Source organism: Laspinema olomoucense D3b (genome assembly GCF_025370785.1).
GTDB classification, from domain to species: Bacteria; Cyanobacteriota; Cyanobacteriia; order Cyanobacteriales; family Laspinemataceae; genus Laspinema; species Laspinema olomoucense.
On the sequence record NZ_JAMXFA010000013.1, the window covers coordinates 87,970 to 113,425 of the forward strand.

Here is a 25,456-nt window from a genome sequence, read left to right on the forward strand (position 1 = left end):
TGGGGGCGATCGCCAGGGGATGTGCTTTTCTTGTGGGGGTTTTGGGACCACCAAAAAGGCCCCTTATATTACAGTTCGCAACAATGAATGACTCTTCCTGATGAAATGGCTTTAATAGAGACAGAACCTAAAGCCAGTTGTACCCCCAGGTAACTCATGACGACTTGCTCAATTAATTTGCAACAGTGCGAACAAAATTTACTCAGTTGGAAGTCTGCGGTGAATCATACGGCGATCGTGATGGAAACCGACGATCGCGGACGAATTACTCAGGTGAACGATAAATTTATAGAAATCTCCGGATATAGTCGCCAGGAAAGTCTTGATCGCACCCCGGCACTTTTGAATTCGGGATTTCATCCGCCGGAATTTTTTACCCAACTGTGGGAGGCGATCGCTCACGGTCAAGTGTGGCACGGTGAAATCAAAAACAAACGCAAAGATGGCTCAGTTTATTGGGTAGATACAACCATTACTCCAATTCTGAATGCCGAGGGAATTCCCTACAAATATATTGCCCTTCAATTTGACATCACATCCCACAAGGAAACCGAGGAAAAACTGACCTTTGCTCAACGAAGGTTCCAGCAATTAGCCGCTAACTTACCCGGAGTGATTTATCAATTCCTGATGCGTGCAGATGGAGAGGTATTTTTTCCTTACATGAGTCCGGGATGTCGGGATTTTTTTGAAATTGATCCGGAGTCAATTGAAAATAATGCCCAAGTATTAGTTAACCTGATTCATCCCGATGATTTACCCAGGTTTTCCCGTTCCGTCGCCCGTTCTGCTGATGCTTTAGAACCCTGGCACTGGGAGGGACGATTTATTACCCCCTCGGGTAAAGTAGTTTGGATTGAGGGTCATTCTCGACCGGAGAGACAAGAAAATGGGGATATTTTATGGGATGGATTGCTGATTGAAATTACTGAGCGTAAACTAGCAAAAGAAGCCCTCAGACAGTCCGAACAAAGACTGGGATTACATTTCCAACAAACCCCTCTAGCGGTGATTGAATGGGATTGGAATTTTGAAGTTATAGACTGGAATCCAGCGGCGGAAAAGATGTTTGGGTATTCCAAAGAGGAAGCCTTGAAGCATCATGCCGTAGAACTGATTGTTCCCGAGAGTGCCAGGGAGCAAGTTGACCAGGTATTTCAGGCGTTATTGCAACAAACTGGGGGGACGCGCAGCACTAATGAGAATTGTACTAAATCGGGGGAAATTATTGTCTGTGAATGGTATAATACACCGCTAATTGACCCGGATGGGACGGCAATTGGAGTGGCATCTTTGGTGCAGGATATTACGGAGCGTCAGCAATATCAAGATGCGCTAAAAGCAGCGAATGAAGCGTTAGAACATCGGGTGGAGGAGCGCACGGGACAGTTACAGGAGGCGATCGCCAAGTTGCAAGGGGAAATGGCGTCGCGGGAATTGGCGGAGGAGAAATATCGCAGCATTTTTGAAAATGCGATTATGGGGATTTTTCAGACGACTCAGGAGGGGAAATATATCAGTGCAAATCCAGCTTTGGCCCGGATTTATGGATATGAGTCACCCCAGGAACTGATGCAGGAACTGCGAAATGGGGATGATCAACTCTATGTGGAGAAAAATCGTCGCAATGAGTTTATTGAGGCGATCGCCCACAATGGGAAAATTTCCGATTTTGAGTCTCAGGTTTACTGCAAAAATGGCCGCATTATTTGGATTGCCGAGAATGCACGGGCGGTCCGGGATGAGACGGGAATGTTACTTTATTATGAGGGAACGGTAGAAGAGATTACGAAGCGCAAACAGACTGAGGTAGCATTGCGGCGATCGGAGGAACGGTTACAGGAAAAAGCGTTGCGGGAAGCGTTGCTGAATCAACTCACGGAACAGATTCGACAATCCTTGGATTTAGAGACGATTTTGGCAACAACTGTAGAGGAAATTCGGGAGTTGTTGCAAATTGAACTCTGTTATTTTAGTTGGTATCGACCGAGTGGAATGCCTCGGGATGGAGTGCGATCGCCGCTGCAACAGCATGAGTGCGCGGTCCTGAATTGGGAAACGGTGAAAGAAGCGCGATCGCCTGGGGTGGTGAGTCCTTTGGGATTCTATTCCGTGAGTAAATCTTGGTCCGATCAGTGTTTGCAATTGCAACCGATTCGCATTGATACAGTGGAATCCTATCCCGATGGGACGGTTGTAGAGATTTTTCGCAGATGGGGGTTTAAATCGGTGCTCTCCCTGCCGTTACAGACGCATTCGGGTCAAGTGGGGGTTTTAAGTTGCGTTCATTGTAGTGGGGAACGGGCTTGGAATGAGAGCGAAGTCTTGTTAATGCACGCAATTAGCGATCGCCTCACCATTGCGATCGACCAAGCGCAACTCTACGCTCAATCTCGCGCCGCAGCACAGCAAGCGCGGGACCAAGCGCAACGTCTCGAACAAGCATTATATCAGCTCCAAGAAACCCAAACTCAACTGATTCAAACAGAAAAAATGTCCAGTTTAGGCCAAATGGTGGCCGGAATTGCCCATGAAATTAATAACCCAGTTACCTTCATTCATGGGAACGCCATTCACGCTTATCACTATTTTAAAGAACTTCTACCCCTCATAGAACTCTATCAGCACTACTATCCAGAACCCGTGCCTGAAATTGGCGAGTTGCTGGAAGAACTGGATTTAGCCTTTATTTTAGATGATTTGCCTAAAGCCCTCCATTCCATGAAGATGGGAACCGAACGAATTCGCCAAATTGTTTTATCTTTGCGGAATTTTTCCCGGTTAGATGAATCCCAGAAAAAGCCGGTAGACATTCATGAAGGCATTGACAATACATTGCTCATATTGCAACACCGCCTGCCTCAGATTCAGGTGGTGAAAGAATACGGCGAATTACCGTTAATTGAGTGTTATCCGGGCCAATTAAACCAAGTGTTTATGAACATTCTCGCGAATGCGATCGATGCGGTGGAAGAAGGCAAAAGTCTAGCTGGAAAAAGGGGAAATGAGAAATTGCCCACCCTCAATTCAATGCTCCAAAATCACGCCCCTACCATTAGCATTCACACCGCACTCACCGAGGACAATTTTGTTCTAATTCGGATTAAAGACAATGGGCCGGGACTAAATGAAACGGTAAAAAATCGCTTATTTGACCCGTTTTTTACCACCAAGCCCGTAGGAAAAGGTACTGGCTTAGGATTGTCGATTAGCTATCAAATTATTGTGGAAAAACATCGGGGTATTTTAGAGTGTCAGTCTCAACCGGGATGTGGGACCGAGTTTTTGGTGAAGATTCCTATAAAAACGTCTACTAAATAAGTCGGGACTAAAGGCTACACTCTCGTTGAGTCACTTCATGGCGATAGCGAAACATATCCCGCAGACGTGCATCTACAAACCACCCCACCATTAAATCAGGAATCCACCCCCCAGGTATGGCATAGTCGATCGCATCAATTAAGCGAGTTTTACCATTTTCCGCGATAAATTCATGGCGATGAATCCAGCGGTCCATCGGTCCTTCTACTTGTTCATCAATAAATAATTGATAGGGTTCACAGGTTGTATGCCGCGCCAACCAAGGAACCGGAATCGGCCCTAAAAAAATTTTAAATTCTGAAAGAGCACCCACTTCTAAACCCCCTTCCCGACGGACAATTTGCACAGGTTGCCAGGGGGGAGTTAAAAGTTGTAAAATATCCGGTCTTTCGTGAAAGTTCCACACTACTTCTACCGGAGCATTAATCAGACTAGAATACTTAAAATGTAGCATAAATTACGAGTGTTTATTTATTTAGCTTTCCGGTTCGCTGCTGATTTCCACATCCAGGGTGTCTTCATCAACTTGCAGGGATAAAATATTGGGCTGGCAGCAAATTTGACAATCTTCCACATAAGACTGATAACTTCCTGCACTCAAATCCACAAAAATGACATTATCTTCCCCGCAATAAGCACAATAATATTCGGCTGTGGTCTGCATAAACGGTGAGGGGAATAAAAATTATGAATCATTTAATTTTAACATGAATTTTTGATTAAGTCCCGATAGAGATGCACCCAAAACTTTGCCCGGAATAGAATATTTAGTCTCTGTAAACCGAGTCTTCTTGCAGGAGAGTATTACCGCGATAAATACTCAAACTCAGGCCGTTGACGATATAAGTATATTCGCCATTAACGGCAACATATCCCGTCCCTTCTTCGACTTCCACGGGAAGGGTGATGGAACTCCCGCTGCCTTTTTCGACGCCGTAGTAATAGAGGCCGTCTGCTTCACAAATATACACCCAAAAATTATCAGTTTCATAGAAATTGACCAAGGGAGTACCTCCTGCGCCATCGGGACAATAGCGTCCTTGAGCAATTTCCACAGGCATCTGCTGAGGCAATTCAGCGGTTGCTGGGAGGGGAGTTGGGTTGATTCGGGCAGTGGCGGTGGGGGTGTAACAGAACAATGCACCGGCGATCGCCAGTGAAAGTTTCCAGGCGGTTTGATGAATCTTCATAAATTTTAAAAAAGATGACGCTTGGATTTAGTTAACTTCGGACTCCTTGGTTCTAACCGCTTTTTTTTTTAATCAGCGGATTATTTAACAAAAATTAAGGTTTGACCGGGCTAACTCCTAGGGGCCATTAGGATTGGGGAAGGGGGAAAATAACTCGTTGCCTCAGCGAGATGTTTCTGTAAAGTAGTGACAGGTAAGGGTCCTAAAATATGAGTCCAGGGTAAAGTTTGGGTGGATTCCCAATTCTCGTGAACGTAAAAGTCTAAATCTGGCAATGTTCCCCGTAGTTCTTTGAAGGCGCGACGGTAGCTGCCGAGGGTTTCGCCATAATGTCGGACTAATTCTAATAGAGAAGATAAGCGGCGATCGCCTCGGGAAATTAAGGCTTGAATCACGGACCAATTATAACTTTCTGGCCGAAACTCTATACCCGATTTTCCTAAATCTTTCTGTAACTTTTTTAACCGTTTTTCCGCTTGCGGATTCACCCCAAACCACTGAAACGGGGTATGCGCTTTCGGGACAAAGGTGCTACAGCCAAAGGTTAGGCGTAAACCGGGGGCGGCTTTTTTCAAAAATTGCAACAGTTGCACCGTTGCCTCCAAATCCTCCAGTTCTTCCCCGGGAACTCCAGACATTCCGTACAGTTTTAATCCGGTTAATCCCCCCGCTTTGGCATTCACTGCCGCTTGGGTAATTTCCTGATTTTCCAGTTTCTTATTCACAATTTTTCGCACCCGTTCCGAACCGCTTTCGATGGCAATAGTCAAGGATTTTGTCCCTCGATTTGCCAGGGTTTGGGCTAATTCGGGGGTGACCGTATTGGTGCGGACTGAGGCAATACTCAGACGCACATCCTCAAATTGCGGTTGATTTAGGTAATCTAATAATTGATTAAATTCGGGATGCTGAGTGACAGAAGCACCTAACAATCCAAGCCGCCGCGTCACCTGTAAACCGCGTTCGATCGCCGGAATTAAGGAGGTTTCTAAACTGGCTGTTCTAAAGGGTAAAGTCAGATAACTCGCTAAACAAAACCGACACATTTCTGGGCAACTTCTGACCACTTCTACCATAAAAATATCAGGCCAAGCGGCTTTTTCGGTAACTACGGATGAGGTGGATAAAACATTGCCGCGATAGGTTTGTTTGGCGACGGTTTCGGGAATTTCTGAATCAATGGGGTGAATTGAGGCGATCGCCCCTTCGGGACTGTGATAGGTGACTTCATACAAACTCGGGACATACACCCCGGGAATTTGCGCCAGATGCCGCAATTGCTGTAGTCGACCTGCCTTGCGGACTTGCTGATACCCCTCCACAAACTCACCCAGCAGATTTTCCCCATCCCCGAGTAAAATCACATCAAAAAAGTCTGCAAAGGGTTCAGGATTCGCCGTCAAAACCGGACCCCCGCCAAAAATTAACGGGTGTGATTCTTGGCGACTGGATGCCCGAATCGGAATCTCCAAAGACTCTAATAATCCCAAAATATTCACATAATCCAATTCCCAAGATACGGAAAATCCCAACAATTCGGGCTCTGAGGGTAAGGGTTCATGTAGATCCGTAAACAACCGGGAAACTTGCAAATCTCCGCGTGTTGCCAGGGTCGCCCAAACGATTTGATACCCTAAGCTGGTAATCCCAACATTGTACTCATTAGGAAAGGCATAAATAACGGGAATCGCATCAGCATTCGCAGTCGCCGGGGTAAATAGCAGATGTTCAGAATCAAAAATAGAAGGAGTCACAAGCAAGGGGTTCAATGAGGATAATTTGAAAGCCCACGAGGGGTTTAAACCCCCGTCGGTTGATTAAGAGTCAGCTATTTATATTTTAGTTTAAGACCTAAAATAATGGAGGCCAGAATAAAGGTAATAGAATTTGCCAAAATTATCGCCATATCTTGCTTAAATAGCCCATAAATCAGCCAAAGTAAAATTCCGCTACAGAACATTAAAAAAGTCTTTAATGAGACATCTTTGGTCGATTTAGATTTCCAGGTATGGAGCACTTGAGGGACAAAAGCCAACGTTGTTAACGTTCCGGCGAGCAATCCTATAATTGTAATTATCTGTTCCTTCATAAATCCTGTATTCGGCCAACAACTGCCTATAAAATTTGGGACAAAAATTGACGGGTTCGTTCTTCTTGGGGATTTTGAAAAAAGTCCGTGGGGGTGGCGACTTCGATGACTGTTCCAGCATCCATAAACACTACGCGATCGGCCACTTCTCGGGCAAATCCGACTTCATGGGTTACCACCACCATTGTCATCCCAGAGGTGGCCAAATTCCGCATGACTTCTAGGACTTCCCGGACCATTTCCGGGTCTAAAGCGGAGGTAGGTTCATCAAAAAGCATGATTTTGGGTTGCATTGCCAAAGCGCGGGCGATCGCCACTCGTTGCTGCTGTCCTCCGGATAACTGCCCAGGATATTTCCGTGCTTGTTCCAGGATTCCCACCCGTTCCAATAGCTGCATCCCCACTTCCTCTGCCTTAACCTTAGACCATCGGCGCACCCATTTGGGGGCTAAGGTCACATTTTGCAAGACACTCAGGTGAGGGAATAGATTAAACTGTTGAAAAACCATCCCCACTTCCCGGCGAATACTATCAATATTCTTCAAGTCATTGGAGAGTTCAATGCCATCAATTTCAATCCGTCCTTTTTGATAGTCTTCTAGGGCATTAAAGGTCCGAATAAAAGTCGATTTGCCGGAACCCGATGGACCCATAATGACCACAACTTCTCCCGGGTCAACGGTCAGACTCACCCCGCGCAGGGCGTGATAATGTCCATACCATTTCTGGACATTTTCCGCAATAATAATGGGTCGTTTATCTGGGGTCATTGTTCATTTATTCCCGGCATTTTAACTATCTCGAATTGTGGCAGCAGTTCCTAAAGTTGCTGCGGCATTTTTCATGCGTTTGATATCATCTAAAGACCACAATCTCGTATCCTCGCAGTGATGAGCTACGAGCAATCCCCACAATCCGAGGGGGGAAAGAATGGGAACCACTAAATTTGCTTGAACTTGGAGGGTTCGCAGAAACTCCCGATGACACTCGTTAATAGGTTCAATTTCAATATTAGAAATTGCCCGGACTCGTCCTTGCAAATATAAAGCGGCATATTCCTCTCCAAAACATTGGTCCGGTCCACTTTGTCCAATGATAGAAAATTGAGGACCGCTTACTGACTCAAAGGTAACTTGTCCTTTCCAAGGGGAATAAAAATAATATAATAAAATTCGATTAACATGAAGTACCTCTCTTAATTCCGAGGTTGTTTGTTGAATTAATAAATCCTGGTTTAGGGTTTTAGCTAAACGGTCAGCAACCTTTCGCAAGCTTGAATCAGTCATAAATTAAAATTTGGGTGTTTAAATGAATGAAAGAAAGGGTTTATCTAAAAATTTGCCTATTTTTTTATCATAGGGAAAATTAGCGGGTTTGAGGAGGCGATCGCCTTTAAGATTTCCCCCGGGCTAATTTTTGCTCTAACCGGCGACTGGCGAGGGACATTCCATAACAGAAAATCCAGTAAATTAAGCCAACAAAAATGTAAACCTCAGCATAGTCCCCGATAAATTCAGGTTGAGCCAGAATCGATCGCGCCATCCCTGTTAATTCTACTAAACCCACCAGCGCCAGTAAAGAGGTGTCTTTAAATAATCCAATAAACTGCCCCACAATGGCGGGAATCACAGCGCGTAATGCTTGGGGTAATACAATTAGTAAGATAACCCAAGGGGTTGCCAATCCCAATGCTTTCGCTGCTTCAATTTGTCCGCGAGGGACCGATTGTAAACCTCCTCGGACATTTTCTGCCATGTAAGCGGCACTAAACAGACTCAACCCGGCGATCGCCCGCATGACGCGATCGAGACGCATCTCCACGGGCAAAAACAACGGTAACATCACCTGTGCCATAAACAAAATCCCAATTAATGGTAATCCCCGGACAATTTCAATATAGAGAATGCACAACCAGCGCAACATCGGGAGAGAACTTTGCCGTCCTAATGCTAACAAAACTCCGGCGGGAAATGACAAGACAATGCTAACAATTGCTGTCACCAGGGTGAGTAATAATCCATTCCATAACTGAGTCTGAACCTGTCGCAGTCCAAATCCCCCGCCAATGAACCAGAGAATCACGGGAAATGCTAAAATCCAGGCTACAGGAATCCATTGAACCCACCGGGAACGCCAGCGAATCGCCCAGAAAGAAAAGGCAGCAGCGCCCGCGATTACCCCGGTTGCTATGCCGACGCGCCAATAGAGTTGGGGGGGATATCTTCCGATTAAAAATAACCGCCAGTTTACTTTAATTACTTGCCAATCTGCCTGGGCGACTGCCCAATGCAACAATCCACCCCCTAGCTGATAAATCAAGCCCAGACAAATCACCGTCAAAATGCTATTGTACCAAGTATTAAACAGGTTTTTTCGGACCCATCCCCCGGGAGAAAGTTTGGGCGTAACAGGTGGTAGTTCGGCTTTACTATCCATACATTCGTCACCCTTGATAACAGATTTAAGCAGTTATAGCAATTTTCATATTCATGAAGTACATCTATATCGATCCCCCCTAGCCCCCCTTAAAAATGGGGGAACCTAGAAGTCACCTTTTTTCTGGAAGTCCCCCTTTTTAAGGGGGATTTAGGGGGATCCTTAATGTATTTCATTGCCAAGAGAAAGTATCATTATTAATTAAGGCTAATTCTACCGTTCTTTCAATTGTACTTTTTTGTTATAAAAATTAAGAACCAGGGAAATTACTAAACTAATCGTTAAATAGGTTACCATCAGCAAAATCATCACTTCCACTGCCCGTCCCGTTTGATTAAAGGTGGTGGAGGCGACAAAATAAATATCTGGATAGCCGATCGCGATCGCTAAACTGGTATTTTTCGCTAAATTCAGATATTGACTCGTCAGGGAGGGAATCATCGTTCGCAACGCTTGGGGAAAAATCACCAAGCGCAACATTAAACTCGGGTTCAAACCCAGGGATTTTGCCGCTTCCCACTGTCCTTTGGGTACTGATTGAATCCCAGCGCGCACAATTTCTGCAATAAATGCTGCCGTATAAAGACTCAATCCTAGCACCAAGGCAGATAATTCTGGAGACAGTTGTAATCCGCCCACAATTTGCCCATTCTCCAGCACTTCGGGTAGCGTCCAAGGCAGGGGAAGGGCAACAACTTGCTGACTTAAATAAATCCTTCCCGGTAATTTTATGGCATCTTGGAGTCCAGGCAAACTTAAGAAAACGGCAGAATACCAGAAAAATAATTGCAGCAATAAAGGCGTATTGCGGAGAATTTCTACATACAGTAATGAAAGTTTTCTTAACAGCCAATTATCCCACAATCGCCCGACTCCAACGGTAACCCCCACTACCGTTGCTAGGATAATTCCCACCGCCATCACGCGTAAGGAGTTGAGTAATCCTACTAATAGAGCTCTCGCGTAGGTAGAACTTCTATCGTAGGGGATCAGGGTTTCACCAATATCAAAAGCTGCTTGAGATTCTAAAAAGTTAAATCCCAGAGTCATGCCTTGTTGCTGTAAATTTCGCTGCAAGTTTTGCCAAAGGGTTAAACCCAATATCGCAATCAAGACAACAGCGACAGCTTGGATGGCAATAAACCAAAATCGGCGATCGCGCCACAATCTTTTCATGTACGGTTTCCCTCAACTCCCGCCAAGACTTTAACCAAACCGACTGCGATCGTGCGGTTCATCCCAATTAATCATCGGTCCTTTCGGAACAATTCCCGTGGGATTAACTTTCGGATGACTCCGATAATAATGCTGCTTAATATGGTCAAAATTGCAGGTAGGTTTTATCCCCGGATGTTGATACAACTCCTTGAGATAATTCCACAAATTAGGATAATCTACAATTCGCCGGATATTACATTTGAAATGCACATAATAAACCGGGTCAAACCGCACCAGGGTGGTAAACATACAAATATCAGCTTCTGTCAGGCGATCGCCACATAAATAGCGCTGTTTTCCCAGAACCTGTTCCCAGTGTTCCAAGGCATCAAATAAATCAGTAACCCCTTCCTCATACGCTGCCTGAGTTGTAGCAAATCCTGCTCGATACACCCCATTATTAATGGGTTGATAAATCTCATCAATAGTTTTATCAATCAACCCTTGTAAATCCCCTGGATATAAATCAATAGAATTTTCGGCAATTCCCTCAAATTCCGTATCCAACATTCGGATAATTTCCCGAGATTCATTATTGACAATTTGACAGGTTTTTGTATCCCACAAAACCGGCACTGTCACGCGTCCACTGTAATTTGCATCTGCTTTAAGATACAGTTGCCATAAATAATCGCAGTGATTTGCCGTATCCGGAATCATCCCCGGATACTCGGCAAATTCCCAACTATTTTTGTCAATCACCGGGGAAACTACTGAAAGACTAATCGCCGATTCTAAGCCTTTCAAGGACCGCATAATCAGCGTCCGATGGGCCCAAGGACAAGCTAAAGACACATACAGATGATAACGTCCCGCCACTGCCGGATATCCACTCGCTCCATCCGTAGTAATCCGATTCCGGAAGGTGGTAGAAGGGCGAATAAATCGACCGCCACTATCTTCTTGCTCCCGTTCAGTTACCCATTTCCCATCAATTAATAGACCCAATCCCATCTTTTTTTTTCCTAATTGTTAACAAATTTTATAGCCTTTCTCTGGTGGGTGAAGTACATTCACCGATCCCCCTAAATCCCCCTAAAAAAGGGGGACTTGGAAGGTCCCCCTGTTAAAGAAACGTTTATTCCTCTGGCTCCCCCCTTGTTAAGGGGGGCAGGGGGGATCTCTGGGGGCTAGGGGCGAGCCAATAGACATACTTCATGAATGGGAAAATTGCTATAGCTCAATAATGGACTATTTTTAGCGAAAGGGAGGTGAATACATTAACCCGCCATCAGTCCATAATCGATTTAATCCCCGATCAAGATTGAGAGGTGTTTCCGGCCCTAAATTGCGATTGTAAATTTCTCCATAGTTTCCCACATGACGAATCACGCGCAGGGCAAAATCATTGGTCAATCCTAATTCTTGGCCTAAATTACCTTGGGTTCCCAAAAACCGGGTAATTTCGGGATTGGTACTATTAACCATCTCTCCGACATTTTTTGAGGTAATCCCCAGTTCTTCGGCATAGATGGTGGTATAAATAATCCAATTTACCAAATCGGACCAGTTCGGGTCTCCGGGTCCCACTGCGGGGGCGAGGGGTTCTTTAGAAATAGTTTCTTCTAAAATTAAATGTTGTTCAGGGTCAGGAAAGCGCGATCGCCGCGACACTAATTGAGAGCGATCGGACGTCACCGCTTGACACCGACCCTGAAGATAAGTCGCATAGGCGACATTAATATCATCAAACACCACAACTTGATACTTGATGCCGAGACTTGCCATGCGATCGGCGATATTTTGTTCGTTAGTCGTCCCGGTTTGGGTGCAAATTGCTTTATCCTTCAGTCCGGCGAGGTTGGTAATTCCGCTATTTTTCTGAACCATAATCCCCTGTCCGTCATAGAAGACGACGGGAGCAAATGCCATCCCCACGGCCCCCGTATCCCGGCTGAGGGTCCAGGTGGTGTTACGACTGAGGATATCAACTTCCCCACTTTTAACTGCGGTAAAGCGTTCTTTGGCGTTGAGATTGCGGAATTCAACCGCATTGGGGTCGTCAAAAATAGCCGCTGCGATCGCCCGACAGATATCCACATCGAGTCCCGCATAGTTGCCGGTGGCATCGACAAAACTAAATCCCGGTAACTCGCCACTCACTCCACAGACAATCTGACCCTGATTTTGGATTTGAGCCAACTTCTGCGAGCCCGTGGCAACATTGGCACTGGGTTGACCCGAGGTCCCCCCACAAGCAGTCGCGGCGATCGCCAAACATAGACTCACCAGTTTCAATAATTCCTTTTTACCCATCTCTAATAATTTCTTATATTGAATTGGCCGGTGGCAGCGCGATTATCCTGATAAAAGGCTGTGCTTTATCTTACACGACTCAGGAAAACCTGCGGGTTCGACCGCTGAAAATACCTACTGCTGTGGCGATCGCAGCAGGTATTTCATCAAAAGTTTCAACCGTTGAGTGAGTGCTTACATTGCGCTCGTCTGCGCCAACAAAGCGCCAGACAAACCGGACGGCGATCGTTCATCCATTGCGGGAAATAGAGATTAGGGCCAAGGGAACCCTGATACTCAGCAAGCGATTATCCCATATCCGTGGCAATTCGTTCGCTGGCGATATCGCGAATCAGAGAGAGTCGCGATCGCAGATAAGTATTCAACACATTCACTTGATCCGGATCCAGGGGTTGCTCTTGTCTGAACTGCTTGAGCAACCACTGCACCAAGCTGGCATCATCTAGGCTTAACAAAACGTTAACCTGGGTTTTTTCTATCAAGGACCAAATTTGACGTAGCATTAAGGGATTCATCTTTCCTCCTGCCAACAAAAACCAATCTCTTGTCGGGGATTGGCTAAATGTGGATTTACTTCACGGCTACCGGGAAAACGACTCTCGCCGTCTTCCAGTAACCTTAATAATTCCTTTATATTTACACCATACCCTATTTATCCGGGATTGGATCGACACAACATAAGATGCAACAATAGTTACCAAAACCTTACAATTCGTTTGTTACAAACTTTACCTTTTCAGCCCTTTTGCAGTCGTGAAGCCGTGATTTTTCAGCGAATAAGGCTGTTTTCGGTAGTTGAGACTACATATTAAGTTTTTTGAAGATAGGCGATCAAATTTATCGGGGGTCCGATGGCTAACCAGTAGGAAATTAGTAATTAAATCTCGTCCAGATCGAAAATAGGAGTTTCCTTGAGCCTTTTACCTTCCCACCCCTTATCCTACAAGGGGCAAGGGGAAGATGGAGTAGAGCAATCCTAAATAGGAGGGAAAATGGATCCAAGGTTGAAACCATGCTTAGTTTGTTACATCAGATGTAAACTGCTAGATGAGGATCAAATTAGGCTTTCCAACCTGGATTGGGTTTAGTAAACTGTGATCCCAGCAAGAGGAGGGGGTAGGAAAGGCTATAAATAAAACACGGGGATCGCAGGGACCTCAAGAAAGGGGCGCTCAAGGACGATTGTATGGTTGATTGAGTCTACTAATAACGTAACATACTTCCGATTGAGGGACCCTAGGCCTACCCCCCAACCCGTTTAATCAGCCAAATGCTGATCTTTCTAGCGATCCTGAAGCTCCGCAACTAATTAAATATAGGCAATTTACAACCTGAGAACCCAGGAAGCCTGTTTTCTTGGGGGGTCCTATTTTACTGATGCCCCTGTTATCGAATTAACCGTTCAAGAAGATATCGATAGCGGTGTGGAAGTAACCCTGATGACATTTATGATGATTCAGAGTGTCCCCAGTGTGTGGCAAGGCGGATAATTCTAGCAGGGTAGGCCAAAGCAGGATTACGATGTTTTATAGTTTTTCAAAAAATAGTGGTCTGGCGGAAACAGGATAGTCTTATGCCTGATCTCGATTCCAGCCATAAGAAGGTAATATAGATTTATGGAGTAAGTACATTTTAAAATGAAGCTACCTGATTACCAACGTGTAATTTATAAGCGCACTCCCTTGCTAGATGTGGTAGGGCAGTTACGCTTCCCTACGCTTCTGAAAATTAATAATCAAGAGCCGTTTGAGTTTCAAGAGAGAATTCGTTTGGATTACCCGATTTTTCAACGATCTCATTCTCTAAATCTTCCGCCTGATCTGGCGGCATTAGTGCCACAACTTAGCACCTTTTCAGCCCAAGACCCCACTTATAATTTTCAGTCTGAAGATTCAAAATGGCAAATTTCTTTAAATAAAGACAGTTTAACCTTATCCACATTTCAATATAAGAGGTATGAAGAATTTAAAGAAAAAATGAACCGAATTGTTAATATTTTTGAGGAATTATATAAACCCTCTTTTTACTTAAGATTAGGATTAAGATATCGGGACTTAATCCTGCGCTCTAAGTTAAAAATAGAAGATAGACCGTGGTCTGCATTAATTAGCAAAGATATTGCTTCAGAGCTACATAGCGAACTTTCTGGCTCAATTATTACTTTAGTAAAAAATTTAGAAATTGAACTAGAACAAGGTCGCGTTAACTTTAATCATGGTTTAGTGGTATCCCAAGATTCTTCAAGAGGTAATCTTCAAGAAAAGGGTTATTTGTTTGATGCTGATTTTTTTGTAGAAGGTAAGATAAACAAGGGGGATATTTGGAATGTCTGTGACAACTTCAACCGAACTGGGGGCAAACTATTCCGATGGAGCATTACAGATGAACTCCACAACGCAATGGAACCTCAACCGCTCACTCATGATTAATCTGGATACTTTTACTAGGACAAAGCAGAATACAATTTTCCCCATCAGAACATCTTACCAAGATAGTGGAGATCTGACGCTTCCTCCAGCACAGAGAGACAGGAGCGTTTCTATATTATCGCCATCTAATTTATCTCTCAGAATAGAGCTGAGTTATGAGTCAGATCAGAAAACACTCAGTTTTTTAAAATGCCTGTTGATTTTAACTAAACTTTCTCCAGAAGCATTAGAAGAAGCCCGTGAACAACTAGAATCTATTCATCAAGACAGTGAAGAAAGCTATTTCTATCAAGAGTTTGAATCTCAGAAAATAGTAAATTCTTTTCTATCTGTAGCCAAGTCTATGCCAAGTGAAGACACTGAATATGCTTCTATCTACACCGATGAAGAGTTGGACAGTTTTTAACTAGAATATTCAAATGTTTGTTGAGCAAATTGATGCCACTGAATTGCGCCAGGGTGATATTATTCGAGGTTTATTCTACCCCGAGTTAAACTGTTCCGACTTACATCTCATTGGGACCCCCGACCTAAATTCACCTAATCTTACACTCAATACTGAAGTTCAAGCAAATTTATTAGCCTTGACTGATAATAAACCCAAAGAAGGTTTAACAGTATTGACCGCACAGATGAAAGTATATTACGGTAATTTCATTCTAATAACCCAGTGTTGTGATATTGCCAAGCGAGAAAAAGGAAAACCTAATTTATCAGCGTTTGTTATTTCTCCTCTTCTAGAAGTTCCTTATCCCATCCGTCAAAACCCAGCCAAACTCAGTCAACTTCAAGCTAATAATCAAGGCACTTATATTAATTTCTTCTACATTCCCAGTCATCAACATTTGTCACAGGATTATGTAGTTGACTTTAATAGAGTTGTTGCTTTGCCACGTTCCCAGTACGACTTCGTACTTTCCAAAAAGGTACTACAAATGACTGATCAACAGCGGGTTAAGTTTAAACTCAAACTAGGGTCTCATTTTTCCAGACCTACTCAAGAAGAACTGGACGCCCAAATTTATCCATAACAATGGAGAATAGCGGATTCGAACCGCTGACCTCTGCGGTGCGATCGCAGCGCTCTACCAACTGAGCTAATTCCCCGGTCATTCGTGGAACCATCATAACATGAACCCAGGGAGAAAGGGAAGAGGCAATCCCAGATAAATTTTTTTGGGGTTCACAATGGCTCAAACCCTCCTAACAGTAAGAGTTCCCTTACCCTGGTACAGGTTGAGACAAACAGCGCTGAAAAAACTCTTTGAGGCGATCGAGTTCCACATCGCGCAGATAATCCACCGTCCAGTCTGCCTGCCGCTGGAGCATATGAAACGGGTAAGTATTGGCAATGCCAACCACCTGAATTCCAGCACGTTGAGCCGCCTGAATCCCAGCGGGAGTATCTTCGATCGCCAAACAATCTCGTGGGGTCAGGTTGAGGTCCGGATATTGCTGATTCAACCGTTCCACCGCCAGCAGATAACCATCAGGTTCCGGTTTACTGACGGTGATGTCATCTCCCGCCACGATCGCCGAGAAATATTGGGCCAGATTTGCCCGATTTAACACCAGTTCCACCTCGGAGCGCAAAGCACCCGAGACCACCGCTAATTTTAACTGAGCGCCGCGCAGTTTATAAATCAGGTCTTCCACCCCCATAAAAATGGGCAGCTTATCCAGGGTAGCGAGTCGTTCTTGATAGGCGATCGCCTTGCGAGCAACCAAAGCAGCGATCGCCTCATCCGTCAGGAACCGTCCCCGAGTCGCAAATAACTCCGCAATACAGGCGCGATCGCTGCGTCCTAAACAGATTTGCCAGAACTCCCCCTTTTTCGGGCGCAAGTTCTCCGCCAGCAGCAACTCATTGATTAACTCCTCGTGAATCGACTCATCATTAATAATGACCCCATTGAAATCAAATAAAATCGCCTTTAAACTCATGGTCCCTCTCTCCTTAGTAGCTGGGAGCCACAACCCATGACTCCTCTTGTTCAGTCCACCTCGATGACGCTGCCGGAGATTGAGGCAAAGGTTTGATCCCGCTGGTTACCTGATTAAGTAACCAAACTTCAGTCGTCTGCACCGCACCAAATCCTGCCGCACCCATCCAGGCATCCACACTGCCACCGGCGTACTCCTGAATATAAGGTTCTTCAAAAATTTGGGTAAGCCACTCTGTCTGGCGTAGGGTTTTTTGATTCCCATCAAGAATTAGAAACTGTCCCCCAGGTTGCAGCAGTCGGAAGCTTTCTTGTGCGATCGCCTGAGCGATTTGTGTTGGGGTCTCGTGGAATAATAACGAAGCCGTCACTAGATCGAAAGAATTAGGGGCAAATCCCGTCTGTTCCGCAGGGCCATGCACCCACTGAATCTCTAAACCCGCTTGTTTAGCCTTGTATTGGGCCATCACCAGCATATAGGGGGATAAATCCAAACCGATCACTTCCGCATCGGGAAAGGCTTGCTTGAGGCGGATCGTCGTCGAACCCGTGCCACAACCCAGGTCCAGGATGCGGCGCGGATGGGTACGAATGGCATCGATTAACCCTTGGCGGATCCAACCTTCATGGGGAGGAAGGGCATACTGGGTAATCGGGTCATAACTCACTGCTGCACCCGAATTCAGGTAACCGCCTTCAATACCGTGAAAATTTTGAGTGATGTAATAGTCGGGGTAATCCAAATCGGGCCGTTTGAGGCGAGCACTCTCCGTTTCCCAGTCAATGCTGCGACTCAACTGCTGCATCGCCTTTTCATCGACGAACAGCCAGACAACGGGTGCTAAAAACTGCTCAAAAATTGTGTCTTTACGAACGGTCATGGTTTTGCCTCAAGATTGGGAGGGAGTGGGGTTTTCAGGAGCGATCGCCGACTCCAGGATGAGTTAAGAATCGTTAAAAAAATTATCAAAAGTTTAAACAGTATTTTACACAGTATAGAGATAAGGGATTGGAAAGGCAAAGCACCCAGGGCAATCCTGGGGACCAGGGCGATCGCGCAAGCCCCAAGCCAAATCATTACCCTGGCATCAGTGGGATGGGATATGATGCGATGGCAAACGCATACAGCCCAACACCAGCCGAACACAGAAGCTCATGGCTCAAAACTTTAGTCTTTCTATAAAAATTTTTTATGGGGTGGTTGGTATTTTAACCACTCTGGCGATCGATGCCAGCCTCTCCCAACCCCTGCAAGCGCAAGATACCGATTTAGAAACCCTGTGTCGGTTGTTTCCTCTTAATTCTCGCTGTCAACAAGTCCCGGGAGGGACCCCAGTCCCACCGGTCCCCGCACCCCTTCCCCCTACTCAACCTGTCCCCCCTACTCAACCCGTCCCCCCTGCATCTCGTCCCGTACCCCCGTCTCAACCCGACCCCCTGCCACCGCGTACCCTGCGATTGATGGAAGAACGGAGTGGGATTGCCGTCTCGGGTAATGCGGGAACGCTGGGGATTGGCGCTCAGGTTACGGGTCGGATTTTTCCCAATTTAAACGCGAGAATAGGATTTAATGGCTTATCCTTCAACCGCGAGTTTACAGAAACCGACATTACTTACGATACCGATGTAGATTTGCGGACAATCCCGGCTTTTGTCGATTATTTTCCCAACGAAGACTCGGGATTTCGGATCACCGGGGGTTTAGTTTATAACGGGAATCAGGCATCAGGAGTCGCTCAGGCTTCCGGCGATGACGCTAACGCTTCCTATCAGATTGGTAATACTACCTTTGCGGTGGCTCAAGTAGGTACGTTAGAAGCAGAAGTTGATTTTCCCGACTTTGCACCCTATATTGGGCTGGGCTGGGGTAATCCCGTCGCCTTCGGAAAGCGATGGGGATTTTTTATGGACCTTGGGGTGATGTTTCAGCGATCGCCCGATGTGACCTTAAATGCCCTCGGTGCCGCCTCTAATCCCGTGCTGGCCAGTGAACTTGAACGAGAGCGGGAAGACCTAGAGGATGCCTTAGGTCGTTTCCGATTTTATCCGGTTTTACAAGTAGGCGTGACTTATCAGTTTTAACGCAGGGTAACTGCTTAAAAGAAGATTCATGGGAGTTCAACGCGATCGCCTTCCCCGGCTTTGGCTCACATTAAACCCCCCAAGGCGATCGCCTTGACCACCCAAAAGTGAGCGAACGCATATCGGGTATAATTTTGTCAACTTAAAGACTCAAAAAATAGAAGTTTTGGGCTACAATCGTCAAGCTAATCCCTCACGGGAAATTCCCCGGTTGCTTCTGTTGAGAATGAGTCAGAAAAACCGGGGAAAACCGAGAAAAATCGGGGAAAATCTGAGGGAACCCAGTTGAGCGAACAATCCAGGCGGCAGAACGGGGGAATTTAGTTTGTGGGCGATCGCCCGTTTAATCACCCAAGCCCGTCTGATTCTGCCGGTTTCTCACCGTAAACTAACTTAAAAGAGGCCGACTATCAGCCTCGGTTATTCAGACCTCAACAGCGATGGGATCAGGGGTGAAAGATTGTTCCTCAAAAAAACAATCCATCCCCATCCCTAAATTAAAGGACCAATTTAAACCAGCTCACCCGAAGTAGGGGTTGAATCATAACGCCGTTAACACTCAAACGCATTCGGGAGAGCCCGGGAGAATCCTGGAAACAGATTAATTCCCCAAAATAAACCCGAAACATCAATTCCCCAGGGATATCCCTGATTTAAAATTTAGACTTGCCAGCAAGAAATAGGAGTGAACAGGATGACCAGTTTCAGCACCTTTGCGGAACCCTCAATGCTCGACTTAGCACGGGCGGGAAATTTTCGGGCGATCGCCTACCTGATCAACTCATACCTGGCCCCCCAAGGCATTTATGCCCGGGTCGAACCCGTCCAAAAAGGATGCCTGCCGATCCGCCTGGAAATCAATGGGGTAAGCCATCAACCCGATATCTACCAGCAACTGCGTTCGGGTCTAAATAAATTTATCTGTTACCAAATCTGGCGGCTCAACTCGGAAGTCATTGATGGCGTTCGCATCATCGCCACAGGTGCTAACCCCATCGGAAATTCTGACTTATTGTGGCAGCAGTCCATCCGGATTGTCACCCCAGCCAACCAGCAACGCAGAAATCAGTATTTACAGAAGCTGCTCGATGGAGTCTCCCGAGCCACTGCTTGGATCAACTATAAAGTTTTTAGATTATTTTTAGTGGCGGGGGTCTCCGTCAGTGCCTTTATCATGGGCAGTGCGATCGGCTACTTGCAATTGCGCGACCAATCCGCACCCACCGCCATTGTTTCCCCCCAAACTGCCTCCACTACGGTCAATGGAGAGCCGGAACGGCCCAAAATGGTCCAAGCAGCCTTAGAAACCGTTCCCGTCATTGAACATACCAATGTTGTGAACCCGAATGACCCAACGGTGACCTTGATGATGAGTGGAGATGTCACCCTCGGGCATGGGTTTGAAGACCTCATCGGGAGTGATTATACCTGGGCCTTTGACCAAATGCCGGAATACCGCGAGGCAGATATAGCAATGGTCAACCTCGAAGGCACCTTGACCACCGCCGACACAAAACTGGAAAAAACCTTTAATTTTAAAGCCGAACCCGACGCCGTGAATGTGCTCACCGCTGGGGGCGTGGATCTCGTCAACCTGGCCAATAATCACGCGATGGACTACCAGGGTCCCGGACTCCAGGAGACCCTGAAAACCTTAGAAAAAGCGGGTATTCATGGCGTCGGAGCCGGAATGGAAATGACCGAAGCCCGACGTCCTAAAATTATTGATGTTAAAGGTCAGCGAATTGCTTACTTTGGGTACTATACGGCGGATTATCATGCCGCAGCCGCAGGGGTACCGGGGACTAATCACGGCATGGAAAAGCGGATTGCCGAGGATATCCAGGCCGTCCGGGATGAAGTAGACTGGATTGTGGTGAATTTTCACTGGGGTGTAGAACTGGCCAATTATCCGGAAATTTGGCAGAGCGAATTGGCCTATTTTACGATTGACCAAGGTGCGGATGTGATCGTAGGTCATCATCCTCATGTGTTGCAGGGGGCAGAGATTTATAAGGGACGGCCTATTGCTTACTCGCTGGGGAATTTTATTTTTGGAGGGAATGCTCGCAGCGATTACGATACCGCTGTTCTGAAGGTGTCCTTGCGAGAGGAACAAATGAAGGTGGAATTTTTACCCGTTGAGGTCCGGAAGTATCAGCCCAAAGTGGTCACAGGGGAAAGGGGCGATCGCATCCTAGAACACATCGACCTGATCTCTGGGGTTTTTAAGGAACCGATGACTTCCCCCATGATTCTGGATGCTCGTCAATCTAAAGTGGTGACCTCGGGAAATACGGTGTTTGAGTCCCAAAAGCCACCTGAGATTAAGTCTAATCCCACACCTCAAGAAGAGTTACCCGGTGAGCAAGATGAGGCATTTAATGCATCCCCCTTTACAAATGAGTTGGGGGAACCTCTTTCTTTTGGAGAAGCTGATAAATTGAGCGAGGCTGAACCTGTTTCCCCACCTCCATCAAATGGAACCTCTCGGATGGTGGGGATGGCCCTGGCTGCGGCAGCGGTAGGGGGTGCCATAGGAGTAGCCGGTCGGAACAAGAAAATTAAACTGCCCCAGTTCCCTAAGAGCCAGCTTTCCAGCTAGTGCAAAGGCGATCGCCCCAGGGGGACTAGGGTAGTCGGGGAGGGTTCGGAATCAACCCCGTGAAAAGTTCCCCTTGACTATCCGATCGCCGTCCGTTACAACCGTAAAGACTGAGATAATTGCCGCCCCCGATCATTCGACTCAAGGACAAAGGATAAACAGTGTTTGCGATCGCCGTGAAAGAAGAACAATACAAGACCTACATCCTCTCCGACCAACCCGCTCAATCCCGGGTCGAAGTCGTTCCAGAACGGGGTGGCATCATCACCAGTTGGCAAGTTCAAGGTCACGACCTCCTCTATCTGGATGCCGAACGCTTTGCCAATCCGGATTTAAGTGTCCGTGGCGGCATCCCCATCTTGTTTCCCATCTGTGGCAACTTGCCGAATAACACCTACTGCTATCAAGGCAAAGAGTACCAGCTCAAACAACATGGGTTTGCTCGGGATTTACCTTGGGAAGTAACCGAGGGGATGACCAAGGACCAGGCCAGTATTACCCTGATTCTCAACAGTAGCGATCGCACTCGTGCCGTTTATCCGTTTGATTTTGAACTGGCCTTTACTTACAAGCTCAAGGGCAATAGCCTGGAAATCGACCAACGCTACACCAACACCGGCGATCGGCCCATGCCCTTTTCTACCGGGCTCCATCCGTACTTTTGGGCCCCGGATAAGTCCAAACTTCAATTTAAAATTCCCGCAGTTCAATACCGCGACCAAAAAACTCAGATTCAATATCCCTTCACCGGCAGCTTTGACCTCAATGTAGACGAAATCGATGCCGCTTTTACCAAAATTACCGGACTCGCTGCCACGGCGATCGACCACAGTCGCCGCTTGCAAGTCCGGTTACTCTTTAAGGCCAGTTATTCCAATGTCGTCTTTTGGACCCTCAAAGGCCAAGACTTTTACTGTCTCGAACCCTGGACCGCCCCCCGAAACGCCCTCAACACCGGCCTACACCTGATGAATCTGCAACCCGGAGACAAGTGGGAAACCCAAGTTCGCCTCACCGTAGATTTTTTTTAAAAAACCCCTTGCTTTTTCTAAATAGGCTGTGCTAATGTAGCTAAGGTGCTGAAAAAGAAAGCACGCGGGTCGCTAACTCAACGGTAGAGTATTCGGCTTTTAACCGACTAGTTCCGGGTTCGAATCCCGGGCGACCCATAAATTTGTGATTTGTTGTTGGTCCTTTGTCATTGGTCCTTTGTGGTTGGTCCTTTGTCCTTTTTCATCAATGACCAAGGACAAATCACCACTGACCAATGACCACTGACCAATGACCAACGACAAAATTTCTAATTCTGAGATAAAAACGTTATAAAGTTCTCATTTTTAGATATAATTCCTAAAAATCTGAAATTTGTCTTAAACTTGTTGTAACAATTTCAGCTTGTCCATACCCCATCGCTGAAAAAAAAAGTAATTAGGAGGACCATCTATGGCGCTTGTACCTATGCGGTTAATGCTGGATCATGCAGCAGAGAACGAGTACGGCATTCCGGCCTACAACGTCAACAACATGGAGCAGATCCAAGCAATCATGCAGGCTGCTAACGAAACCAACAGCCCCGTGATTCTGCAAGCTTCTCGTGGTGCACGCAAATATGCTGGGGAAAACTTCCTCCGCCACTTGATCCTAGCCGCAGTGGAAACCTACCCCCACATCCCCATTGCCATGCACCAAGATCATGGCAACGCACCTTCCACCTGCTACTCTGCCATGAAACAAGGGTTCACCAGCGTCATGATGGATGGCTCCTTGGAAGCAGATGCCAAAACCCCAGCCAGCTATGAGTACAACGTGGAAGTCACCCGCGAAGTCGTGAAAGTGGCTCACTCCATCGGCGTCAGCGTCGAAGGCGAACTCGGTTGCTTGGGTTCTTTGGAAACCGGCATGGGTGAAGCAGAAGATGGGCACGGGTTTGAAGGCAAACTCTCTCATGATCAACTGCTGACAGATCCTGATCAAGCCGTTGACTTCGTTGAGCAAACCCAAGTGGATGCTTTGGCAGTGGCGATCGGGACCAGCCACGGTGCCTACAAATTCACCCGGAAACCCACTGGGGAAATCTTAGCAATCAGCCGGATCGAAGAAATTCACCGCCGCTTGCCGAACACCCACCTGGTCATGCACGGTTCTTCCTCCGTACCCCAAGACTTGATCGAACTGATCAACAAATACGGCGGAACCATCCCCGAAACCTACGGCGTGCCCATCGAAGAAATCCAAAAAGGAATCAAGTGCGGTGTTCGTAAAGTGAACATCGACACCGATAACCGTTTGGCAATCACTGCGGCAGTCCGTGAAGCCCTGGCCCAAAATACCAAGGAATTTGACCCCCGTCACTTCCTGAAACCCTCCATCCAATATATGCAAAAAGTCTGTGCCGAACGCTATGAAGCCTTTGGTACAGCCGGTAACGCCTCCAAGATCAAGCAAGTCAACCTCGATGACTTCGCCGCCAAGTACGCCAAAGGCGAACTCAGCGCCACCATCAAAAAGGCCGTCACCGCCTAAATTGTAAAAATTGGCCCAGGTAAGAGCAAGCCATTGTAACTCTTATCTGCCATTTTTATCAATAAAAAAAGGGTAGTGCATTGCACTACCCTTTTTTTTGCATTCCAAGTTCGTAGTAACGACTTCAGTCGTTATCCCTCTTTTGTTCGTAGTAACGACTTCAGTCGTTCTCTTGTCTTTGTTCGTAGTAACGACTTCAATCGTTCCGGAATCGTTCATCAAATTACCCTCTAAAAAAGGTGGTTTCTTCCATCAACTGACCAACAAAGGTTTCTAACTCTTCTATAGAGTAGTTATAAAGCCGGTTCTCATAGAGGTAATTATTAAATTGTCCAGAAACCTGAAAAAAAGATAAACCGGGCTTTAATCGTTGTAGCTCTTTTTTTTGTTTTTTATATTCAGACTTCGACAAATTTTCTTGACGCCTGCGAAGATTTAATTTTAAAAATTGATACTCATATTTTGCCTCGGCTTGTATCAAAAAATTTGAATCATCACATAGGGATTCACAAAACTTGTATCTCATTAAAAATATTTCATCAGTTTCATCGGGAGAGTTATGAATAAATTCAGGCAAGATTTTCAAAACCGCCCATCGGGTGAGGTACTGCGGACTGGCTATCATACTCTGAATGACATCCCCAGGATGATCTACCCCTAGCAAAAATAACTCTCCCACCAGTCTCGGTAACAAAATCGGGTCTTGATCCCGGAATTGATGGAAAGCCCGGAGTAAAATCGGGATGCTATCGTAACTGCATATCTTTCCGAGGGTATAAATGACTTGTTGGCGGATGAAATGATTATCTGAGAGGACAAGACGTTCTAACTCGGGAACGATCGCCCCCTTGGAGTGACTTTCCCAAGCCTCTTGGCAAATCTGATTTTGAGAACCCAATAGGACAGCATCTGTAATAAACAGGCAAGTTGCAGCAATGGTTTCTAACTCTTCACTGTGAAGAAGCTGAATTAAAGTCTCGTCTGCCCCCAGTGAGCTTACAATTTCAGCGATATAATCTGAGTCGTTTAAATAGCTCAGATAGTTAAGAATGTTAGTTTTTACCATTTTTCAAACGACAGAAGGAGGAAGAAGAGGGGATGGAGGGATTGTAGCGTTCTTTTCCATCCTAATCCTGCCCTCTCGACTGGGGTCAAGGGCGTGGTAGAGCGGTTTCCCCAGTTAGGAAGTACGAGCATCTTGCTCGCTATTAAAGAAAGTGAGCAAGATGCTCGCACTCCTCTCCTCTCAATATCTGTCTCTTATGAGTCCGAGAGCCGCTATAGACCGATCGCAAGCTAAACTAATCTAAAATAATCCCCTCTCTCCAGTCATCATCATGTCCCGTCGCCATTTTTTCCGACTC

At 46.2% G+C, this 25,456-nt stretch carries 23 protein-coding genes and 2 tRNA genes; 9 read left to right on the plus strand and 16 right to left on the minus strand.

The features are described from left to right. Positions 1–156: 156 nt before the first annotated feature. Entirely contained in the window at positions 157–3,321 is a 3,165-nt protein-coding gene (locus NG792_RS11765; protein WP_261235537.1) for a PAS domain S-box protein, read from the plus strand. A gap of 7 nt (positions 3,322–3,328) precedes the next feature. Here NG792_RS11765 and NG792_RS11770 read toward each other — a convergent pair whose 3' ends face one another. The 12 genes from NG792_RS11770 to NG792_RS11825 all read right to left on the minus strand — a co-directional run bounded on the left by NG792_RS11770 (position 3,329) and on the right by NG792_RS11825 (position 13,013). After that, on the minus strand, positions 3,329–3,775 hold the full coding sequence (locus tag NG792_RS11770) for an SRPBCC family protein (protein ID WP_261235538.1): 447 nt from the start codon (positions 3,773–3,775) through the stop codon (positions 3,329–3,331). Between the two features lie 21 nt (positions 3,776–3,796). Next, the gene (locus NG792_RS11775) at positions 3,797–3,985 is read right to left on the minus strand and encodes a CPXCG motif-containing cysteine-rich protein (protein WP_261200441.1); all 189 of its coding nucleotides are present in this window, start codon (positions 3,983–3,985) and stop codon (positions 3,797–3,799) included. A 103-nt stretch (positions 3,986–4,088) separates the two neighbouring features. Further along, positions 4,089–4,511, minus strand: coding sequence for a hypothetical protein (locus tag NG792_RS11780; RefSeq protein WP_261200442.1), 423 nt, complete (start codon positions 4,509–4,511; stop codon positions 4,089–4,091). Positions 4,512–4,621: 110 nt separating this feature from the next. After that, entirely contained in the window at positions 4,622–6,265 is a 1,644-nt protein-coding gene (locus NG792_RS11785) for a B12-binding domain-containing radical SAM protein (RefSeq protein ID WP_261200443.1), read from the minus strand. Between the two features lie 74 nt (positions 6,266–6,339). Further along, complete coding sequence (locus NG792_RS11790; protein ID WP_261200444.1) at positions 6,340–6,600, minus strand: SemiSWEET transporter; 261 nt, start codon at positions 6,598–6,600, stop codon at positions 6,340–6,342. Positions 6,601–6,626: 26 nt separating this feature from the next. Further along, complete coding sequence (locus NG792_RS11795; protein WP_261235539.1) at positions 6,627–7,370, minus strand: amino acid ABC transporter ATP-binding protein; 744 nt, start codon at positions 7,368–7,370, stop codon at positions 6,627–6,629. A 21-nt stretch (positions 7,371–7,391) separates the two neighbouring features. Continuing rightward, positions 7,392–7,886, minus strand: a complete 495-nt coding sequence (locus NG792_RS11800; RefSeq protein ID WP_261200446.1) for a GAF domain-containing protein — start codon at positions 7,884–7,886, stop codon at positions 7,392–7,394. Between the two features lie 106 nt (positions 7,887–7,992). After that, a complete protein-coding gene (locus NG792_RS11805; RefSeq protein WP_261235540.1) occupies positions 7,993–9,036 on the minus strand; it encodes an amino acid ABC transporter permease in 1,044 nt (347 codons plus the stop codon). A 213-nt stretch (positions 9,037–9,249) separates the two neighbouring features. Beyond that, entirely contained in the window at positions 9,250–10,212 is a 963-nt protein-coding gene (locus NG792_RS11810) for an amino acid ABC transporter permease (RefSeq protein ID WP_261235541.1), read from the minus strand. 30 nt (positions 10,213–10,242) lie between these two features. Continuing rightward, positions 10,243–11,208 (minus strand): glutathione S-transferase family protein, encoded by a 966-nt coding sequence (locus tag NG792_RS11815; protein ID WP_317619503.1) that lies wholly within the window; start codon positions 11,206–11,208, stop codon positions 10,243–10,245. Positions 11,209–11,451: 243 nt separating this feature from the next. Next, complete coding sequence (locus NG792_RS11820) at positions 11,452–12,510, minus strand: amino acid ABC transporter substrate-binding protein (protein ID WP_261235542.1); 1,059 nt, start codon at positions 12,508–12,510, stop codon at positions 11,452–11,454. Positions 12,511–12,797: 287 nt separating this feature from the next. Continuing rightward, positions 12,798–13,013: a hypothetical protein gene (locus NG792_RS11825; protein ID WP_435387574.1), complete on the minus strand. Its 216-nt coding sequence runs from the start codon at positions 13,011–13,013 to the stop codon at positions 12,798–12,800. Between the two features lie 1,134 nt (positions 13,014–14,147). On the opposite strand from NG792_RS11825, the gene NG792_RS11830 reads away from it, so the two are divergent. From NG792_RS11830 to NG792_RS11840, 3 genes are read left to right on the plus strand one after another with little or no spacing between them, the layout of a single operon-like run. Then, positions 14,148–14,939 (plus strand): TIGR04255 family protein, encoded by a 792-nt coding sequence (locus tag NG792_RS11830; protein WP_261235543.1) that lies wholly within the window; start codon positions 14,148–14,150, stop codon positions 14,937–14,939. Beyond that, positions 14,932–15,345, plus strand: coding sequence for a hypothetical protein (locus NG792_RS11835; RefSeq protein WP_261235544.1), 414 nt, complete (start codon positions 14,932–14,934; stop codon positions 15,343–15,345). The genes NG792_RS11830 and NG792_RS11835 overlap by 8 nt, the downstream gene beginning before the upstream one ends. A gap of 13 nt (positions 15,346–15,358) precedes the next feature. Beyond that, the gene (locus NG792_RS11840) at positions 15,359–15,970 is read left to right on the plus strand and encodes a hypothetical protein (protein ID WP_261235545.1); all 612 of its coding nucleotides are present in this window, start codon (positions 15,359–15,361) and stop codon (positions 15,968–15,970) included. 3 nt (positions 15,971–15,973) lie between these two features. Here NG792_RS11840 and NG792_RS11845 read toward each other — a convergent pair. The 3 genes from NG792_RS11845 to NG792_RS11855 all read right to left on the minus strand — a co-directional run bounded on the left by NG792_RS11845 (position 15,974) and on the right by NG792_RS11855 (position 17,763). Next, positions 15,974–16,046: transfer RNA gene (locus tag NG792_RS11845), tRNA-Ala, on the minus strand. Between the two features lie 114 nt (positions 16,047–16,160). Beyond that, complete coding sequence (locus tag NG792_RS11850; RefSeq protein ID WP_261200451.1) at positions 16,161–16,883, minus strand: HAD family hydrolase; 723 nt, start codon at positions 16,881–16,883, stop codon at positions 16,161–16,163. A 13-nt stretch (positions 16,884–16,896) separates the two neighbouring features. Beyond that, positions 16,897–17,763 (minus strand): class I SAM-dependent methyltransferase, encoded by an 867-nt coding sequence (locus NG792_RS11855; protein ID WP_261235546.1) that lies wholly within the window; start codon positions 17,761–17,763, stop codon positions 16,897–16,899. A 274-nt stretch (positions 17,764–18,037) separates the two neighbouring features. On the opposite strand from NG792_RS11855, the gene NG792_RS11860 reads away from it, so the two are divergent. From NG792_RS11860 to fba, 5 genes are all read left to right on the plus strand, one after another. Continuing rightward, on the plus strand, positions 18,038–18,964 hold the full coding sequence (locus NG792_RS11860) for a hypothetical protein (RefSeq protein ID WP_261200453.1): 927 nt from the start codon (positions 18,038–18,040) through the stop codon (positions 18,962–18,964). 694 nt (positions 18,965–19,658) lie between these two features. Beyond that, on the plus strand, positions 19,659–21,569 hold the full coding sequence (locus NG792_RS11865; RefSeq protein ID WP_261235547.1) for a CapA family protein: 1,911 nt from the start codon (positions 19,659–19,661) through the stop codon (positions 21,567–21,569). A 161-nt stretch (positions 21,570–21,730) separates the two neighbouring features. Beyond that, a complete protein-coding gene (locus NG792_RS11870) occupies positions 21,731–22,600 on the plus strand; it encodes an aldose epimerase family protein (protein ID WP_261235548.1) in 870 nt (289 codons plus the stop codon). A gap of 66 nt (positions 22,601–22,666) precedes the next feature. After that, positions 22,667–22,738: transfer RNA gene (locus NG792_RS11875), tRNA-Lys, on the plus strand. A gap of 274 nt (positions 22,739–23,012) precedes the next feature. Continuing rightward, positions 23,013–24,092: a class II fructose-bisphosphate aldolase gene (gene fba, locus NG792_RS11880; RefSeq protein ID WP_261235549.1), complete on the plus strand. Its 1,080-nt coding sequence runs from the start codon at positions 23,013–23,015 to the stop codon at positions 24,090–24,092. Positions 24,093–24,315: 223 nt separating this feature from the next. Here fba and NG792_RS11885 read toward each other — a convergent pair whose 3' ends face one another. After that, the gene (locus NG792_RS11885; RefSeq protein WP_261235550.1) at positions 24,316–25,158 is read right to left on the minus strand and encodes a HEAT repeat domain-containing protein; all 843 of its coding nucleotides are present in this window, start codon (positions 25,156–25,158) and stop codon (positions 24,316–24,318) included. Positions 25,159–25,456: the final 298 nt, after the last annotated feature.

Coding starts and splice junctions, on each gene's coding strand:
- NG792_RS11765 (WP_261235537.1), top strand. CDS start 157: ATGACGACTTGCTCAATTAATTTGCAACAGTGCGAACAAAATTTACTC.
- NG792_RS11770 (WP_261235538.1), bottom strand. CDS start 3,775: ATGCTACATTTTAAGTATTCTAGTCTGATTAATGCTCCGGTAGAAGTA.
- NG792_RS11775 (WP_261200441.1), bottom strand. CDS start 3,985: ATGCAGACCACAGCCGAATATTATTGTGCTTATTGCGGGGAAGATAAT.
- NG792_RS11780 (WP_261200442.1), bottom strand. CDS start 4,511: ATGAAGATTCATCAAACCGCCTGGAAACTTTCACTGGCGATCGCCGGT.
- NG792_RS11790 (WP_261200444.1), bottom strand. CDS start 6,600: ATGAAGGAACAGATAATTACAATTATAGGATTGCTCGCCGGAACGTTA.
- NG792_RS11795 (WP_261235539.1), bottom strand. CDS start 7,370: ATGACCCCAGATAAACGACCCATTATTATTGCGGAAAATGTCCAGAAA.
- NG792_RS11800 (WP_261200446.1), bottom strand. CDS start 7,886: ATGACTGATTCAAGCTTGCGAAAGGTTGCTGACCGTTTAGCTAAAACC.
- NG792_RS11805 (WP_261235540.1), bottom strand. CDS start 9,036: ATGGATAGTAAAGCCGAACTACCACCTGTTACGCCCAAACTTTCTCCC.
- NG792_RS11810 (WP_261235541.1), bottom strand. CDS start 10,212: ATGAAAAGATTGTGGCGCGATCGCCGATTTTGGTTTATTGCCATCCAA.
- NG792_RS11815 (WP_317619503.1), bottom strand. CDS start 11,208: ATGGGATTGGGTCTATTAATTGATGGGAAATGGGTAACTGAACGGGAG.
- NG792_RS11820 (WP_261235542.1), bottom strand. CDS start 12,510: ATGGGTAAAAAGGAATTATTGAAACTGGTGAGTCTATGTTTGGCGATC.
- NG792_RS11825 (WP_435387574.1), bottom strand. CDS start 13,013: ATGCTACGTCAAATTTGGTCCTTGATAGAAAAAACCCAGGTTAACGTT.
- NG792_RS11830 (WP_261235543.1), top strand. CDS start 14,148: ATGAAGCTACCTGATTACCAACGTGTAATTTATAAGCGCACTCCCTTG.
- NG792_RS11835 (WP_261235544.1), top strand. CDS start 14,932: ATGATTAATCTGGATACTTTTACTAGGACAAAGCAGAATACAATTTTC.
- NG792_RS11840 (WP_261235545.1), top strand. CDS start 15,359: ATGTTTGTTGAGCAAATTGATGCCACTGAATTGCGCCAGGGTGATATT.
- NG792_RS11850 (WP_261200451.1), bottom strand. CDS start 16,883: ATGAGTTTAAAGGCGATTTTATTTGATTTCAATGGGGTCATTATTAAT.
- NG792_RS11855 (WP_261235546.1), bottom strand. CDS start 17,763: ATGACCGTTCGTAAAGACACAATTTTTGAGCAGTTTTTAGCACCCGTT.
- NG792_RS11860 (WP_261200453.1), top strand. CDS start 18,038: ATGGCTCAAAACTTTAGTCTTTCTATAAAAATTTTTTATGGGGTGGTT.
- NG792_RS11865 (WP_261235547.1), top strand. CDS start 19,659: ATGACCAGTTTCAGCACCTTTGCGGAACCCTCAATGCTCGACTTAGCA.
- fba (WP_261235549.1), top strand. CDS start 23,013: ATGGCGCTTGTACCTATGCGGTTAATGCTGGATCATGCAGCAGAGAAC.
- NG792_RS11885 (WP_261235550.1), bottom strand. CDS start 25,158: ATGGTAAAAACTAACATTCTTAACTATCTGAGCTATTTAAACGACTCA.